Below are 15675 nucleotides of genomic sequence, written 5' to 3' on the forward strand. Positions count from 1 at the left end.
TGGCCGGACTGGGGTGGAACTTTGGCCTCAGAAGTCACACGGGATGCACTGAATCACACCCGACTCACCTTTGTTAACCACATATTTCTCGGCCACTGACTAGCCTGGGTGCATGAAAAAGGCACAGGGACGTTTGCTCGTGGTCCACCATTCGCCGACGACGCTGCTGCAGGGAGTGCTGCAGACCGTTCTCGAGGGAGCGAACCATCCTGAGCTCGACGGTGTGACGGTGAAGGTCGTGCCCGCGTTGGCAGCGACCACCGATGACCTACTTGGTGCCGACGCAATATTGCTTGGCACCAGCGCCAACTTTGGCTATATCTCTGGCGCGCTGAAGCACTTCTTCGACACGACGTTTAATGACTGCCAGGAGGTCCGCAAAGGGCTGCCATTTAGTTACTGGATCCGTGGCGGCTATGACACCACTGGCGCAGAGAACGCCATGGAGTCGATCACCAACGGTTTCGGCTGGGACCTTTCGGCGCAGCCGGTGTGTTTCACGGGGGAGCCGGATGACGCGCTCAACGAGCAGCTCGTGGAACTCGGTGGGACGATGGCGGCTCATGCATTGGAAGGGAATATGGGGGTAACGCAGTGACCTCAGGGATGTCGGCGGAAGGCTCCGCGTTTTTCGATGATCCGGTTCGGGCGGTGGACGAACTTGTATCGCTGTACGACGCCGCCGTCAGTGACCTCCTCACCTCCTATCGCGAGGCATGCGATCGCGTGGCAGCTGGGGGAGGGATTCCCGAGCATGTGCGCCGGTGCTACCCAGAGATCCGCTACACGTTAGGGGCTCTGGGAGAAGTCGACCCGTCGCTGTCCCACGGATTCCTTGACCGCCCGGGCGAATACGGCACCACCGTCGCACGCCCCGCGCTGTACCGGCCTTACCTGGAAGAGCAGATCTGGAACATCCTCGCCAACCATGGCGGCGAGGTGGAGATTCGAGTCTCTGACTGTCCGATCCCGATTCTGTTGGTGCCTGGTTACAACGATGTCGACACCAGCGAGCTGACCCCGGTGCAGTTGGGCATGGTTGAGCAGGCGTTTGATCCGGTGGATTCAGCGCTTATCGACGATGCCGTCGCCGACGGTGAGGCTGACTTCCTCTCCCTCTCGGTGAAGCCGTTGAGCCTGTTCTCCGCACCTCGGGTGGATCTGGCGTTGGAAAGGCTGGAGCACTACACCGGATCCTCGGCGAGCTATATCCAGAAGTTCGTTCTGTTCACCAACTACCAGCTGCACACGGATGTGTTCCTGGAATACGCCCATCAGCTCGGCCGCTCCGATGACCCAGATGTGGATCCTGCTGTGGCAGCCAAGGGCGGGGAGTCGGTGCGCGACCTATTCGCTGAACCAGACCTGGGGGAGCAGCCGTATGAGTTCCTTGTCGCGCCGGGCAACAACATTTACCCAGTCGGGGTTGTCCCGACAGATCGCGAGGTCCGGGCGGATGCCTCGGCCTGTCAGATGCCCGCGTACCACCTGGTCCGGGAGGGCGGCCTTGGCGTTACGATCATCGATATCGGGGTGGGCGCTTCCAATGCGAAGACGATCACGGATTGTCTCGCGGTGATCCGTCCGCATTGCTGGATCATGGTCGGCCACTGTGCTGGACTGGACGGCCGGATGGAGATCGGCGACATGATCCTGGGCAATGGGTATGACCGCTCTGATGGGGTCCTGGACCGCATGGTTCCCCTGGCTAAGCCGATCCCTCCGATCGCTGAGGTGCAGCGAGCCCTGGAGGAGGCATTTGCGGACGTCTCAGGCCTGGAAGGAGAGGCACTGCGGCGACGCTTCCGCACTGGCACCGTCCACTCCACAGCGGACCGAAACTGGGAATGGCAGCCCCAGTCGGAGATCTACCGCGAGCTGCAAAAATCCACCGCCATTGCCGTGGAAATGGAGTCTGCAACCATCGCCACCAATGGTTATCGGTTCCGCGTGCCGTACGGGGTGTTGTTGTCGGTCTCTGACAAGCCGCTGCACAACCGTCCGAAACTGCCCGGTGATGCGCAGCGGTTCTACCAGGCCTCGAAGGTCGAGCACCTGATGACGGCCGTGCGTGCCTGTGAGGCGATGTCTGCTTCTCCGAGCGGATTGCATTCTAGGAAGTTGCGACGCCCAGTAGGTGAAGTCGCCTTCCGCTGATAGTGATGAAGCTCCCGCCCCCTCCCTTGAATGATAGGGGGAGGGGGTATATCGTCGACGGTAGAGATACCCACTAGGGGTATGCCGACGATCAAAGGAGACACCATGTCCGTCATCGCTACTTACACCGTCACCGGCATGACCTGCGGCCACTGCGAGGCATCGGTACGCGAGGAGATCGAAGAGATCGCCGGCGTCGAGTCCGTGAAGGTCAACCGCACCCGCAACTCCGCAGAGATCACCTCTGCCGCGCCGATCGACGAGAAAGCTGTCATCGATGCGGTAAAGGAAGCCGGGTACGACGCAACCCCGGCAGCGCAGTAGCGCGCCCAGCGGAAGGGGATGAGAGAGATGACAACTTCCACCGGCGCCGATCCCGCACCCGGGGCCCCGGTCTCTGCACCTGAGGGTCTGGTGGAACTGGACCTGGAGATCGGCGGCATGACCTGTGCGTCCTGCGCCAATCGGATCGAGCGGAAACTCAACAAGCTCGATGGGGTCACTGCGACGGTTAACTACGCCACGGAGAAGGCTCACGTCTCAGCACCAGAAGGTGCTGATCCGGCCACGTTCGTAGAGACCGTCGAAGCCGCCGGTTACCAGGCGTACCTGCCAGCAGACGAGCCCGCGGACGGTGATACCGGCGCATCTGGTGAGCCCGGACAGGCTAGCGACGACGGCGAAGGGTCCGGATCCGACTCAGGCATGTCCTTCCGCCAGCGGCAGGAGATGACCGCGCTGCGCAATCGCGTCATCGGCGCCGGTTGGTTGTCCGTGCCGGTCATCATCATCTCGATGTTCCCCGTGTTCCAGTTCGATTACTGGCAGTGGCTGTGTCTGTCACTCACCGCGCCGGTTGTGGTCTGGGCCGGCTGGCCCTTCCACAAGGCTGCGTGGGAGAACCTCAAGCACGGCGCCGCCACGATGGACACGCTGATCAGCATCGGAACGATCTCAGCGTTCATCTGGTCGCTCTACGCTCTGTTTCTCGGCGGCGGTGGCGAACCGGGACTCACACATCAGTTCTCGCTGACTTCCCATCACCCAGGAACCACCAACATTTATCTTGAGGTCGCCGCAGCTGTCACGTTCTTCGTGCTCGCCGGCCGGTATTTCGAAAAGCGCGCCAAATATCGCGCTGGCGATGCGATCCGTTCGCTGCTCGATATGGGTGCGAAGGACGTCGCTGTCCTGCGCGAATCCGCAGATGGCACCGCGCGCGAAGACCGCATCCCAGTCAAGGACCTGCGCGTCGGCGATCTGTTTGTGGTCCGCCCGGGCGAGAAAATTGCCACCGACGGCACCGTGACCGAAGGTAAAAGTGCCGTTGACGAGTCGATGCTCACCGGCGAATCCGTCCCGGTCGAGGTCACTGACGGAAGCCGCGTCACCGGAGCCACAGTCAACGAGTCCGGGCGCCTAGTCATTGAGGCCACCGCCATCGGCTCTGACACCCAGCTCTCTCAGATGGCCAAGATGGTCGAAGACGCCCAGTCCGGCAAGGCCGACATCCAGCGTCTGGCAGACCGGATCTCTGGTGTGTTTGTTCCGATCGTCATTCTTATTGCGATCGGAACCCTCATTGGATGGTTCCTGACCGGACATGGCGCCGCCGATGCATTTACCGCAGCCGTCGCCGTGCTCATCATCGCCTGCCCATGTGCTCTCGGCCTGGCCACACCGACCGCCTTGTTGGTCGGCACCGGCCGCGGCGCCCAGTTCGGCATCATGCTCAAGGGCCCAGAGGTCCTGGAGTCCACCCGCAAAGTCGACACCGTCGTGCTGGACAAGACCGGCACCGTCACCCGCGGTGAGATGTCGCTGGCAGAGTTCCACGTCGCTGACGGAGTCGATGAAGACGAAGCCCTCCTGCGCGCAGGCGCCGTTGAATCCGGTTCTGAGCACCCCATCGCCCGTGCCATCGCGGCCGCCGCGCAGGAACGTCTCGGCGATCTGCCGGCGCCAGTGAATTTCCGCAATGTCGCAGGTCACGGTGTGATGGCGGAGGTGGATGGTGTGGAGGTGTCCGTCGGGAAGCCGGGGGAGAGCAACCACCTGCCGCAGAGCCTCGCAGAGGCGAAGTCTGCAGCCGAACACAAGGGGCGCACCGCAGTGACGGTCGCCTGGAGCGGTGAGATCCGCGGTGTGCTTGTCGTGGCTGACGAGATCAAAGACTCCTCCGCCGAGGCCGTGCGCATGTTCCGCGAACTTGGTCTGGAGCCGGTGCTGTTGACCGGTGACAACCGCGCGGTCGCGGAGGCCGTCGCAGCCGAAGTTGGTATCAACCGCGTGATCGCGGAAGTGCTGCCGGAAGACAAAGTCGCTGAGGTCGAGCGCCTCCAGGCAGATGGGCGCTCGGTCGCCATGGTTGGCGATGGTGTCAATGATGCCGCCGCCCTGGCCCAGGCTGACCTCGGCATGGCGATGGGTACCGGTACCGACGCCGCCATTGCAGCCTCTGACATCACACTCGTGCAAGGTGATTTGAGAGCTGCGGCCGATGCAGTCCGACTCGCCCGGCGCACCCTCGCGACAATCAAGGGCAACCTATTCTGGGCCTTTGCCTACAACGTCGCCGCAATCCCGCTGGCCGCCGCCGGCCTGCTTAACCCGATGGTCGCCGGTGCCGCAATGGCACTGTCCTCCGCATTCGTGGTGACAAATAGCCTCCGTCTGCGGGGCTTCCGATCGATGGTCAAGGAGACGACTCGATGAACGACAAGAACCCCAACCCCCAGCTTCCCGACGCCCAGCTCCCCACCGACCTCACCCTCACCGCAACAAGCCCGGACTCAGGTGGCTGCTGTGGCGCACATAGCGAGGGTGCCAGTGACGGTGCAGATGCAGCGGACGCCGGAGTTGCGTGTGGTTGCTCAGAGCACGGTTACCTTTCTGACAAGAAGCGGTATCTGACCCGCTTGCGCCGGATCGAAGGTCAGGTGCGCGGCCTGCACAAGATGGTCGATGAGGAGAAGTACTGCATCGACATCCTCACTCAGGTGACCGCCGTGCAGTCCGCGCTGCGATCGCTGTCGCTGGGTCTGCTGGATGACCATCTGCACCACTGTGTCCTCGGTGCGGCGGACTCCGGCCCCGATGAGCTCGATCTCAAGCTTGAAGAAGCCTCCCAGGCAATCGCAAGATTGGTGAAATAGTCCGCATTGCGGGCCTGTGAACAGCCATTTTGGTCAATGGTCTCCTCGTGGGTAATCTAGTGCGCGGAGGATTCGCCTAGCGGCCTATGGCGCTCGCCTGGAACGCGAGTTGGGAGCAATCCCTCAGGGGTTCAAATCCCCTATCCTCCGCAGAGTGTCCCCCGGTCCTAGTGGCCGGGGGACTTCTTTTATGTCCACTGACTCTGTGTGCAGGGTTTTTGCGGGTGCCCCCGAAAGCGGGATGCCGGGGATCACCCTGGCACTTTGCCGAAATGCTCAATTCTGACCAGCTAACACCTGTGACGTGCGCTGAGTCGGAGGGATTCCCCGGAAAAGCCGGTGAACTGCGATTTCACCCGGTGGCATGGCATTCATAATTCCGTGAGCGCGACGATTTTCGTTTATCTTAGGAAAAAGTTAAGACCTTTCCATCGGGGCGGGATGACAAGCACGTGGCGTTTCCGCCCTGACCGTCGTCCTGATTCCCGGCCTTATCCCTAAGGCCGGCGCGGAACGGTGTGAATTCCTGAGTAGAAATCCGCGGAGATCGACCACACCAATGAGGTCATTCACCGTGAGATCGGCGTCGACTACCTCACGTGGTATCGCGCTCCTGGGGGCATTTTCGGCGGTGAGGTCCCCCACGCGCTGGCGGAGAAGAGGCTGCGCGGAATGAGCTGGGATGTCGACAGCAGGGACTGGGCGCTCCCGGGCGTCGGCGGCATCGTCGACAACGTCATCGTTCCGCTCGGACCGCAGAGCATCATCCTGCTGCACGACGGCGGCGGCGACCGCAGCCAGACCGTCGCAGCGCTGCCGATCATCATCGGCCGCATCCACGAGGCCGGCTACGGCTTCACCACTCCAGGCGAGTTTGCGCACTAAGTGCGCTTAGAAACTTGCTTCCCGACGCCTACCTCACGTCACAATCCGCAACGCCGCCACCAGATCGCGGTACCGGGGCTCGGCGACAAGCAGCTCTTCATGGGTGCCGCGGGCGATGATGGAACCGGCGTCCATGACGATGATCTCTTCGGCGTCGATGACTGTGGAGAGCCGGTGCGCGATGGTGACTACTGCTCGTTGAGCGGCTTCCTCCGCGATCACTTCCTGGACTGTTGATTCGGTGACGCCATCGACCTGCGCAGTTGCCTCATCGAGCAGCAGGATCTGCGGGTGTGCCAGCAAGGCACGGGCCAGGGCGATGCGCTGGCGTTGTCCGCCGGAGACGTTTGTCTCGGTCAGGGGAGTGTCGAGGCCTTTTTCCAGGGAGGCGAACTTCTCTGCTAACCCGAGGCGTTCGATGATGGCGTTCAGGTCAGCATCGGAGGCCTTCGGGTTGGTGAATAGGAGGTTCTCGCGGATGGTCCCGGGTATGACCGGTGTCTCTTGCTCCACGTAGGCAAAGGCGGATCGCGACTCGGCGGGGCTGAGCTCACTGAAGGGCCGGCCGAAGAGGCTGATCTCACCATCGGTGGGGTCCAGGAATCGCATCGCAAGGGACATGACCGTGGTTTTGCCCGCGCCAGAGGTGCCGACCATCGCCACGTGCCCGCGCGCGGGAATGTCGAGGGAAATCCCGGCGACTGCAGGTGCCTCCGATTCCGAGTAACCAGCGGTGACATTGCGGAAACTCAGGGCAGGAGCCCCGGTGGAGGGGGAAGGGGAGTGGATGAGGGCGTCGGAAAGCGATTTCTCTGCGGCATCCAGATCAACAGCATGGGCCGGTGCGACGCGGATGTCCATCGCCTCGGATTCGACGGGGATGTCTTCGACTTGCTGGATGCGACCAGCGGCAGCGAGGCCGGACTGCAGGGTGGTCAGGTTCTGGGTGACCTCCATGAGCGGGCCGGTCAGACCCCACACGTACAGCAGGAACGCGACCAGGGTGGACACAGTGATCGCCCCGGTGGTGATCTGCCAAGCGCCGATAGCCAGGACGAGGATCACCGACAGTTCCATGGCGGTTCCAGCGATGGTCCAGGCGATCGCGGTGGTTCGCACCGACTGCAGCGAGTGCTCGCGGGAACGATTGACGTGGGTCATCAGCGATCCATAGCGGCGACGCTCAGCGCTGGAGGACTTCACCGTCTTGATCGCGCGAACGGTTCCCTCAAGTTCGGATCCGAGACCTGCCAGCGAGGCCTGGGCGCGTTCCTCTGCCTTCGCGATGCGGGGCATCAGCACGGTAAAAGCCACGAATACCAGCACCACGACGGCCAGAGTCACACCCAGCAGCGTCAGATTCAAAAACGCCATGAGGATCAGCGAACCGAAGAACATGATCGTGTTGTTGATCAGACCGATGACCGCCGTCGATGCGGCCTGGTTCAGCAGGACCGTATCGGAGTTCACGCGCGTGACCAGTTCGCCGGGACTGCGTTTGAGCAGCGCGAACACGCGGGCGCCGAGGTAGCGCAGGATCATCCGGGATCGGGCATCTCGGACGATGTCTTCGGCGAGGCGACCGAGCATGATCCACTGAATGAATCCCACCGTCGAGCCAATGACCAGCAGAATCACCAGTAGCACGATGGGATTTCGCAGGGAGCCACCCTCAGCGAGGGTGTCCAGGACCCACTTAGTCACCATCGGGCTGGCAAGCCCCATCGCGGAGACCAGCAGCGACAGGAACAGTGCGGTGATCAGCACCGGCAGGTAGGGGCGGGCGAAGGACCAGAGGACGGCGTAGCGCTCTGCGGTGGTGGCGGTGCCGTCGGGGGTTTCTGCAGTGGTGGGAGTGTCCGGGGTGGTGGACGGTGAGGATTCACGTGAGTCTTGCATGTTGTTAATTAGGACATGAGTGTCCCAAAAATGTCAACAAGTGTCTGATAACTACGCGCATGGTTGTTAGTTACGATGAAGACATGTCAGACCTCAGCCCCACCGCGATGCGCACCCGCGAATCGATCATCACGGCGTCCATCGCCCTCCTGTCGATCAGGCCCGAAGCGCCGATGACGGACGTCGCGGATGCGGCTGGAGTCTCCCGCAGTACCTTGCATCGGTACTTCCCGGATCGGGGGAGTCTCATCCGGGAGCTCAACGCTTTCGCCGCTGCGCACTGGCAGCGGACGATCAGCGGTGCTGACCTGGACAGCGGTACTGGCCTGGAGGCGTTCCGGCGTCTGTGCCTTGGACTCATGGACAGCCTTGACGTGCTGAAATGGTGGATGAGTCGACCGGAGGTCTGGGAGGGCATTGAAGAGTTCCACGGCCCCACCGAGAACGAGGACGGCAAGATCATTGGCGCCATCGCCCGTGGTCAGGGTGACGGCACCATCGACACAGACCTGCGACCGGAGTGGCTGTACAACGTCCTATGGTCGGTTCTCTATGCCGCAGTGTTTATCTCCCCGGACTCAGGGCTTTCGGGATTCGAGGCCCGTGAGCAGGGAATTCGTACGCTGATGAAACTCGCGTCGGTGTAGGTTCGTTCGCTATGTCCACGCGCAATGATTCCGTTGAGATGGACCTCGCCGGCCCTGCCATCGTCGGCGGCTCCCTCGGTGGGCTCTCCATGGCACTGGGCTTGGCGGCAAAGGGAATCTCCTCGACCGTCCTAGAGAAATCCCGTGGCCGCAGCCAGCGGGGAGTCGCGATTCTCGTTTCCCTCGCCGGAGTTGCTCGGACTCTGTCGCCGCAGGCGATGTCGATCGTCCGCACCGAGCTCGGCGAGGCTGCGATGAACCAGCCGCTGCTGCCGCATTCCTGGTGGCGCGTGTACTCGGCCCTGCATCGGGCCTGTGAGGCGGAGCCGCTGGTCACGCTCGTTGATGGCGTTGAGGTCGACGCAGTCGGCCAAGGATGGGTCCGCGCTGCGGACCGCACGTGGACTGTGCCCGCGGTCATCGGCGCGGACGGATACCGCAGCGTGGTGCGACGATACGTTAACGATTCGCTTCCCGACGCCACCTTCGCCGGCTACACCTGCTGGCTCGGTCAATCCGACATTCCCCCGAATGCGAAGGATGCCTTCGCTCACGGATCAGATTTCTATGACTCCGGGCCGTACATGCTCGCGGTCTATCCGCAGATCGACCCGGACGGTGCCACTCGGAAATTTGGGTGGGGTCTGTGGGATCCGGTGCGTCGAGGGCTGTTTGAGGAGATCGGTGCGGTCTCGGCAGACGGGAAGGTGCTGCGTACTCCACGTCCGGATGATGTTCCGGCGTGGGTGTATGGGGAGATGGATGAGGTCGTCGGGAAGCATTGGCCGGGGCAGTGGACGGAGCCGGTGGCGGAGGCCTTTCGGCGGCGCGACGTGCTGGCCACACCGATCGCCGAGTATCTGCCGGAGCGGGTCGTCAATGGGAACGTTGCGATTATCGGCGATGCTGCGCACGTGCAGACGCCCATGACTGGCGCTGGGTTTTCCGAGGCTGTCGCCGATGCGGAAGTGCTCTCCCGGATGATCGCGACAGCGCCTGGATATGAGCAAGCGCTGGCGGATTACGAGAAACTGCGGCTGACGGACATGCGCCGGCGGGTCAGCGCAGGCATGGATTTCAGCAGGTCATTTACGCAGTAGGGTCGTGCGGCTCATCCAGTAGGCGGGTGCGGACCAGTTCCATAATGTCGTCCATGTTGCCGCGGCCTTCAAGCGATGGCGCGCCGGCCTCATGATCGGCCGCGGAGAAGGTCTGGCCAATGCTCGCTCGCATCGACAGGCCGTCGCTGAGCAGCATGACCACCCGTGCGGTGATGGGATCGACGCCGGCCTCTTCCAGGCCGCGTTCCCAGGCAAGGTGCGCCTCCGGGAGGTAATCGCGGGCGGTGTCATTGCCCGCGAGAGCAAGCGTGAAGGCCGCCTCGTAGATCAAGGAAAATGCCGAGTGAGACCCGTCCGAGGTGCGCAGCAAGTAATCGACCGGCCCAGAGCGGTCAGCTGCCATCAGTTCCAGATCGGTGGTGACAAGCTCTCGTAGCAGGTCAATGAGGCCTTCTGCCAGTTTCGCCTTCGATCCGAAGTGGTAGAGCAGACCGCCCTTGGAGACCTCTGCATGTTCCGCGACAGCCTCCAGGGTTGTGGCTGGAGCGCCGCTTTCCCGGAGGATCTGGGCGTAGGAGTCGAGGATTCTGCGTCGGGCATCGGACATGCCCATCACTGTAGGCCACGCGATCTCGCTCACGTGCTAGACACTAAACCGTCCAGTCGGTACAGTGACTTTCTGTTCGCGTCACGCTATCCACAAAATGAGCGTGACCAGGCGAAAACCCAGAAATCAGAGACCGGCACCGGACAACGGTGCCGGCCCAAGTGCGTTACAGGCGTCGTGAGACGCCCGATCTAAGGAGAAACATGTCCCGCGCAGATATCGACTCGGCGAACTCGGTGAACCCGACGAACCCGTCGTCTGATGCGTCGACCGGGCGAGCCCTCACCGGTGGCGCCACACCGTCCGATCCGGCGAACCGGCGCTGGGCGGCGCTGGCGGTCCTCATGCTGCCGGTGCTACTGGTGTCCGTCGACAACACGGTCCTCAGCTTCGCGCTGCCTTCGATCGCCGCTGACCTGCACCCAACTGGTGTTCAGCAGCTGTGGATGATCGACGTCTACGCACTGATCCTCGCCGCACTACTGGTTCCCATGGGCGTCATGGCCGACCGCTTCGGCCGTCGTCTTTTCCTGCTCATGGGTGGCCTCGGCTTCACCGCTGCCTCAGTCTTCGGTGCCTTCGCTCCGAACGCTGAATCGCTCATCGGCGCCCGCGCCGGCATGGCGATCTTCGGTGCAATGCTGATGCCGTCGACCATGTCTCTGATCCGCTCGATGTTTGACGATGCCAAGGAACGTCGCCTCGCCATCGCCATCTGGGCTGCCATGTTCGGTGCCGGTGGCGCCCTCGGCCCGATCGTCGGCGGCTTCTTGCTGGAGCACTTCTGGTGGGGCTCGGTCTTCCTCATCGCTGTCCCGATGCTGATCCCGCTGCTGGTCCTCGGCCCGATCCTGCTTCCGGAGTCCAAGAACCCCAACGCCGGACGCATCGACCTGCCGTCGATCCTCATGATCCTCGCCGGCATGGGCGGCCTGACCTACGCGGTGAAGTCCATTGCTGCAGGCTCTGACCTCAGCAAGATCGTGCTGACTGCCGTAGTCGGCGTAGTTGGTCTGACCCTGTTCATCCGTCGCCAGAAGGCGCTGGAGAACCCGATGCTGGACCTGACGCTGTTCTCCAACGGTCGTTTCTCCGGCGCCGTGATGGTCAACGTCATGTCGGTGCTGTCCATGGTTGGTTTGTTGTTCTTCATCACGCAGGAACTGCTGGTCGTCCACAACATGGCTCCGATGTTCGCCGGTCTGCTCCTGCTACCGGGTGCGGTCCTGCTCATGGCTTCCGGCCTGCTGGCGGTCCCGGCGCTGAACCGGTTCGCTCCGGTCACGGTCATCATGTTCGGTCTGTCCGCATCGGCAATCGGCTACGTGGTCGCGGCGAACTCCGCTGGCCTGCTGATCCCAATGCTCGCGGCCTGGTTGCTGCTGGCCATCGGCGTCGGCTCTGCTGAGACCGTCTCGAATGACCTGATCATCTCCTCGGCTCCTCCGGAGCGCGCCGGTGCGGCATCGGCTGTTTCTGAGACGGGCTACGAGGTCGGTGCCGTACTCGGTACCGCAGTTCTCGGCGGAATCCTGACCGGTTTCTACCGCAGCCGCATCGAGGTCCCGGACGCTGTTGCCAACGCCGGCGATCGCGCCGCGGCCACCGAAACCCTCGGTGGTGCAGCCGATGTCGCCGCACAGTTCGGCGCAGATTCCTCCGTCGCACAGCAGTTGATGCACTCCGCTGAAGAAGCCTTTGCTTCTGGCATCGTCTGGACCGCCGGTATCGGCGCCGTGCTGATGGGAATCTCCATCGTCGTGGCGTGGAAGGTCATCGGTAAGGACTAGCTTTTCTGGCCGTTCGTGCCATCGGCTCGCAGGTAATCTCTGGCCGATGGAAACGGTCTACGTCATCACGCACCCGGAAGCGACACATCACGTCGAAAACCTCGTCGGTGGTTGGTATGACTCGGAACTGACCGAGCGCGGTCATCGGCAGGCTGAGCAGATTGCTCGCCACCTTCGTGAGGTCATTCCCGCTGATGTGACGCCGCAATTGGTTACTTCTGACCTGCGGCGCACTTCTCAGACGGCAGATGCAATCGCCCAGGTCTTCGGGATTGAACCGGAGGTCAATGCTGATCTGCGGGAGAAGTCATACGGCGCCGCGGAGGGTAAGCCCCAGGCGTGGCTCGATGAGCGCTTTGTGTTCCCGCCGGCGTATCCCGCGACGCCGGATGAGCGCATGGACCACGATGAGGGCATTCCTGGCGCCGAGACCAAACTCCAGTGGGTCCAGCGGACCTATCGGGCGGTGGCTCAGATCGAGGAGACCGCAGCCTCCCACCGGATCATCGTCACCCATGGCGGTACCGCCAACTGGGTTATCGCAGCGTGGCAGCGGATTCCAGTTGAGGGGTGTGGGTATGTGGGGTGGAGGTTAGCGCAAGGAAGCATTACTACGCTTTCCGACGCCAACCCCTTCCACAACCGCACCCTCCTCTCCCTCGGAGTTATTCCGTGATGGATGCGGAGGCAGCGCTGCGCGCGCTGCGAATGCTGCGAACGCGGCGGGTGACGAACACCGACACGGCGATGACGACCGAACCGATCACGAGGTACTGGAAGAATCCGGCGTACTGCTCAACCAGCGACCAGTTCTCGCCGAGGATGAATCCCAGGTAGACGAACACTGCGTTCCAGATGAAGCTGCCTGCGGTGGTCAGCAGGATGAATTTTGGCAGTGGCATGCGGGTGACACCAGCCGGGATGGAAATGAAACTTCGGAAGACCGGAATCATCCGGCCGAAGAACACGGACTTTGCGCCGTGTCGGTTGAACCATTCGATGGTTTTGTCAGCGTCGGAGACGTTCATCAGTGGCACAGCTCCGACGAGTTTGCGGATGCGATCAGCGCCTAACCACGCTCCAAGACCGTAGAGAACCAGCGCACCAAGCACCGATCCAGTGGTGGTCCACGCCAGCACCTGCGGCAGCGTGAAAGAGCCCTGGCTCGCGGTGAAGCCTGCGAGCGGCAAAATCAGCTCGCTCGGCAGCGGTGGGAAGAGGTTCTCCAGTGCAACTGCCAGACCTGCACCGAGTGCGCCGAGCGCCTCCATGAGGTTGACCGCCCACTGGGAGACGGCGCTCAGGCCATCCGTTCCGTTTGTCATGCAAGGAATGTACGGGGTCTGGGGTGGCAATGGCGTGAGGAAATCCAGTGTGGAAGGTGTGGATTTCCGGCGAATTCCTCAGGATTGGTCGATTTTAGTATTGCGAGGCTGGTGGTCAGACCTTCTGGTTGATGCGGATGAGGTTTCCGGAGGGATCGCGGACTGCGCCGTCACGAACTCCGTAGTCCTGGTCGGTGGGGAACTGAATGATGTCTGCATCGGCCTCGTCAAGGCGTGCAAACAGCCCGTCGAGGTCATCGGTCGAGAGTGTCACACCGGTGTAGACGGCCTTCTCGACGAGGCTGAGGATCGCCTCGCGCTCGGAGTCAGAGATCTCCGGCTCGATGGCCGGCGGGTGCAGCCCGTCGAGGTTTCCGGCTGACCTGCAGGTCCGACGGTGAGCCAGCGCATGTCTTCATAGCCGACGTCCTTGCGGAGCTCGAAGCCAAGCAGGTCCCGGTAGAAGGAGAGAGCGGCTTCGCCATCGGTATGCGGAAGGAAGGCATATGTGATTGAGATGTCCATGCCGAAAGATTAAGTCGGCCGTGCCAGTTCCACTTCTTGATTCCTGACCACTTAGAGCCGGTGCTGTGAGGGCACCGCGAGCAGCCGCGATGCCTAGACCGGTGGATGCTTCCGAATCGGCCTGGTGATGCGTTTGGCCAGGCAGGGTGGGATTCCAGCGGCGTCGGCCGAATGATCTCGCCGGTAGACGCTGGGGGAGACCCCGACCAACTCGGAGAACCTGGTGCTGAACGTACCGAGCGAATTGAATCCGACCTCGAAGCAGATATCGGTGACGCTGAGGTCACCGCGGCGCAGCAGAGTCATGGCACGCTCAATCCGCCTCGTCATTAAATAGGAGTTCGGGGATTCGCCGTACGTCTTTTTGAACTCCCGGCTGAGGTGACCGGCTGACTTATGTGCTCCCGCAGCGAGCTCATCAACGGTCAGTGCCTCAGTGAACTCCCGGTCGATGCGATCACGGACCTTCCGAAGCCGCACAATCTCGCGGAGGTGGTGGTCGCGGGGGTTATCGGTGGGCACGGGATGATTCTCGCAGAATCTCCTCAGTGGGGTGGGGAGGTGTGGAAAGGGACGTCGGGAAGCAACTCTTTTTGTTTCTTCTCTACCTCCGCGGTACGCTCACATCGGGTCCCCCGTGGCGATTATCTTGTGAACTCCCCCAGGGCAGGAATGCAGCAAGGGTCAGCGAGCTCTGTCGGGTGCGGGGGTCCCCCTTATTTTTCGGTAGCGCTGATTCAGCGCCCTGGTGCAGCAGGCCTTCCTGGCCCGCCCATGAATACCGAATCCCCTGATCACACGTGATATTCGACCGTCGATCGATGGTCCCATGCCCAGACGAACCCTGGTTCCAGGTTGTGGCGACCATAGCGATCCGCTGGTTTGATCGGTGGTCAGAGCCGCGGCAGGGGAGCGGTGGAGCAGCGGTGGAGAAGAGGCAATCAGATGGGCGCACTGGTGTACTCGATGATCACGTCGGTGGACGGTTATGTCGCGGACGTGCACGGCGATTTTGAATGGGCACAACCGAGCGAAGAGGCGTTGAACAGTGTCAACGCGGACTTCGCCGAGGTGGGGACGCTGCTCTACGGGCGCCGTATGTACGAGATGATGGCTGTCTGGGAGACCGACCCTGAGATCGCCAACCAGTCCCCGAGGTCGCGTGAGTTCGCCAATCTCTGGCGCGAGCGCGACAAGATCGTCTACTCCTCGACGCTGGTGAGCGTGGATACCGGACGGACGAAGGTCCTTGGCCGGTTCGATCCGCAGGTAGTCAGGGAGCTAAAGCGAGAGACTGACCTGAAGATCACCGTTGACGGTCCGACGCTGGCAGCAGAGGCGCTCAAGCACGGGCTGGTCGATGAGATCCACATGCTGGTGTGTCCCGTTGCGCTCGGTGCCGGTCAACCGATGCTGCCGCAACAGCGCATCGAGTTGGAACTGACCCACGAGCAACGATTCGGCAATGGAACAGTTCAGCTCAAGTACAACGTTGCCGGGTATCCCGGCGATAGACGGCGGCTGTCCGCAGTGGCCTAGTGGTCGCAGGATTAGGTCGCACTCAACTACTGTGGGAAATCGACCGCCAGGAGCCGTACCACGGCCGTACAACCTCGAAGGAAGT

At 62.2% G+C, this 15675-nt stretch carries 15 protein-coding genes, 1 tRNA gene, 1 other RNA gene and 1 pseudogene; 13 read left to right on the forward strand and 5 right to left on the reverse strand.

The features are described from left to right. The first annotated feature begins 112 nt into the window (after window positions 1-112). From YWU_RS0102240 to YWU_RS0102270, 7 genes are all read left to right on the forward strand, one after another. Window positions 113-598: a flavodoxin family protein gene (locus tag YWU_RS0102240; RefSeq protein WP_034646788.1), complete on the forward strand. Its 486-nt coding sequence runs from the start codon at window positions 113-115 to the stop codon at window positions 596-598. After that, window positions 595-2157, forward strand: a complete 1563-nt coding sequence (locus YWU_RS0102245) for an AMP nucleosidase (protein WP_027019189.1) — start codon at window positions 595-597, stop codon at window positions 2155-2157. Before YWU_RS0102240 ends, YWU_RS0102245 begins: the two co-directional genes overlap by 4 nt. Window positions 2158-2238: 81 nt before the next feature. Then, entirely contained in the window at window positions 2239-2481 is a 243-nt protein-coding gene (locus YWU_RS0102250; protein WP_240484032.1) for a heavy-metal-associated domain-containing protein, read from the forward strand. 27 nt (window positions 2482-2508) lie between these two features. Next, window positions 2509-4872 (forward strand): heavy metal translocating P-type ATPase, encoded by a 2364-nt coding sequence (locus YWU_RS14680; protein WP_156892681.1) that lies wholly within the window; start codon window positions 2509-2511, stop codon window positions 4870-4872. Beyond that, the gene (locus YWU_RS18740; protein ID WP_084141572.1) at window positions 4869-5312 is read left to right on the forward strand and encodes a metal-sensitive transcriptional regulator; all 444 of its coding nucleotides are present in this window, start codon (window positions 4869-4871) and stop codon (window positions 5310-5312) included. Before YWU_RS14680 ends, YWU_RS18740 begins: the two co-directional genes overlap by 4 nt. A gap of 65 nt (window positions 5313-5377) precedes the next feature. Next, a tRNA-Ser gene (locus YWU_RS0102265) sits at window positions 5378-5462 on the forward strand. Between the two features lie 522 nt (window positions 5463-5984). Next, entirely contained in the window at window positions 5985-6197 is a 213-nt protein-coding gene (locus tag YWU_RS0102270) for a polysaccharide deacetylase family protein (protein WP_027019192.1), read from the forward strand. 33 nt (window positions 6198-6230) lie between these two features. Here the strand turns inward: YWU_RS0102270 and YWU_RS14685 are convergent, their stop codons facing one another. Further along, window positions 6231-8096: an ABC transporter ATP-binding protein gene (locus YWU_RS14685; RefSeq protein ID WP_084141575.1), complete on the reverse strand. Its 1866-nt coding sequence runs from the start codon at window positions 8094-8096 to the stop codon at window positions 6231-6233. Window positions 8097-8179: 83 nt separating this feature from the next. Between YWU_RS14685 and YWU_RS0102280 the strand changes: the two genes are divergently transcribed. Together YWU_RS0102280 and YWU_RS0102285 are read left to right on the forward strand one after the other, a co-directional pair. Continuing rightward, window positions 8180-8743 (forward strand): TetR/AcrR family transcriptional regulator, encoded by a 564-nt coding sequence (locus YWU_RS0102280; RefSeq protein WP_027019193.1) that lies wholly within the window; start codon window positions 8180-8182, stop codon window positions 8741-8743. An 11-nt stretch (window positions 8744-8754) separates the two neighbouring features. Continuing rightward, window positions 8755-9843 (forward strand): FAD-dependent monooxygenase, encoded by a 1089-nt coding sequence (locus YWU_RS0102285; protein WP_051259920.1) that lies wholly within the window; start codon window positions 8755-8757, stop codon window positions 9841-9843. Here the strand turns inward: YWU_RS0102285 and YWU_RS0102290 are convergent. Continuing rightward, complete coding sequence (locus YWU_RS0102290) at window positions 9833-10444, reverse strand: TetR/AcrR family transcriptional regulator (protein WP_084141580.1); 612 nt, start codon at window positions 10442-10444, stop codon at window positions 9833-9835. The two genes, YWU_RS0102285 and YWU_RS0102290, sit on opposite strands and share 11 nt — an antisense overlap. Window positions 10445-10614: 170 nt before the next feature. Between YWU_RS0102290 and YWU_RS14690 the strand changes: the two genes are divergently transcribed. Beyond that, window positions 10615-12201 (forward strand): MFS transporter, encoded by a 1587-nt coding sequence (locus YWU_RS14690; RefSeq protein ID WP_084141583.1) that lies wholly within the window; start codon window positions 10615-10617, stop codon window positions 12199-12201. 46 nt (window positions 12202-12247) lie between these two features. Next, complete coding sequence (locus YWU_RS0102300; protein ID WP_027019196.1) at window positions 12248-12877, forward strand: histidine phosphatase family protein; 630 nt, start codon at window positions 12248-12250, stop codon at window positions 12875-12877. On the opposite strand, the gene YWU_RS0102305 is transcribed toward YWU_RS0102300, so the two are convergent. From YWU_RS0102305 to YWU_RS0102315, 3 genes and pseudogenes are all read right to left on the reverse strand, one after another. After that, entirely contained in the window at window positions 12867-13526 is a 660-nt protein-coding gene (locus tag YWU_RS0102305) for a DedA family protein (protein ID WP_027019197.1), read from the reverse strand. The genes YWU_RS0102300 and YWU_RS0102305 overlap by 11 nt on opposite strands. A gap of 115 nt (window positions 13527-13641) precedes the next feature. Further along, a pseudogene (locus tag YWU_RS17820) lies at window positions 13642-14051 on the reverse strand (VOC family protein). A gap of 93 nt (window positions 14052-14144) precedes the next feature. Further along, window positions 14145-14573 carry a helix-turn-helix transcriptional regulator gene (locus YWU_RS0102315; RefSeq protein WP_027019199.1) on the reverse strand — a complete coding sequence of 143 codons (429 nt, stop codon included), beginning with the start codon at window positions 14571-14573 and terminating at the stop codon, window positions 14145-14147. A gap of 102 nt (window positions 14574-14675) precedes the next feature. Here YWU_RS0102315 and ffs point away from each other — a divergent pair. Both ffs and YWU_RS14695 read left to right on the forward strand, forming a co-directional pair. Further along, an RNA gene (gene ffs, locus YWU_RS17825) (signal recognition particle sRNA small type) lies at window positions 14676-14774 on the forward strand. 222 nt (window positions 14775-14996) lie between these two features. After that, window positions 14997-15590, forward strand: a complete 594-nt coding sequence (locus YWU_RS14695) for a dihydrofolate reductase family protein (protein ID WP_051259922.1) — start codon at window positions 14997-14999, stop codon at window positions 15588-15590. Window positions 15591-15675 lie beyond the last annotated feature (85 nt).

Origin of the sequence: Corynebacterium sputi DSM 45148 (assembly GCF_000427865.1) — a bacterium.
Classification (GTDB): domain Bacteria; phylum Actinomycetota; class Actinomycetes; order Mycobacteriales; family Mycobacteriaceae; genus Corynebacterium; species Corynebacterium sputi.

Coding starts and splice junctions, on each gene's coding strand:
- YWU_RS0102240 (WP_034646788.1), top strand. CDS start 113: ATGAAAAAGGCACAGGGACGTTTGCTCGTGGTCCACCATTCGCCGACG.
- YWU_RS0102250 (WP_240484032.1), top strand. CDS start 2,239: ATGCCGACGATCAAAGGAGACACCATGTCCGTCATCGCTACTTACACC.
- YWU_RS14680 (WP_156892681.1), top strand. CDS start 2,509: ATGACAACTTCCACCGGCGCCGATCCCGCACCCGGGGCCCCGGTCTCT.
- YWU_RS18740 (WP_084141572.1), top strand. CDS start 4,869: ATGAACGACAAGAACCCCAACCCCCAGCTTCCCGACGCCCAGCTCCCC.
- YWU_RS0102270 (WP_027019192.1), top strand. CDS start 5,985: ATGAGCTGGGATGTCGACAGCAGGGACTGGGCGCTCCCGGGCGTCGGC.
- YWU_RS14685 (WP_084141575.1), bottom strand. CDS start 8,096: ATGCAAGACTCACGTGAATCCTCACCGTCCACCACCCCGGACACTCCC.
- YWU_RS0102280 (WP_027019193.1), top strand. CDS start 8,180: ATGTCAGACCTCAGCCCCACCGCGATGCGCACCCGCGAATCGATCATC.
- YWU_RS0102285 (WP_051259920.1), top strand. CDS start 8,755: ATGTCCACGCGCAATGATTCCGTTGAGATGGACCTCGCCGGCCCTGCC.
- YWU_RS14690 (WP_084141583.1), top strand. CDS start 10,615: ATGTCCCGCGCAGATATCGACTCGGCGAACTCGGTGAACCCGACGAAC.
- YWU_RS0102300 (WP_027019196.1), top strand. CDS start 12,248: ATGGAAACGGTCTACGTCATCACGCACCCGGAAGCGACACATCACGTC.
- YWU_RS0102305 (WP_027019197.1), bottom strand. CDS start 13,526: ATGACAAACGGAACGGATGGCCTGAGCGCCGTCTCCCAGTGGGCGGTC.
- YWU_RS14695 (WP_051259922.1), top strand. CDS start 14,997: ATGGGCGCACTGGTGTACTCGATGATCACGTCGGTGGACGGTTATGTC.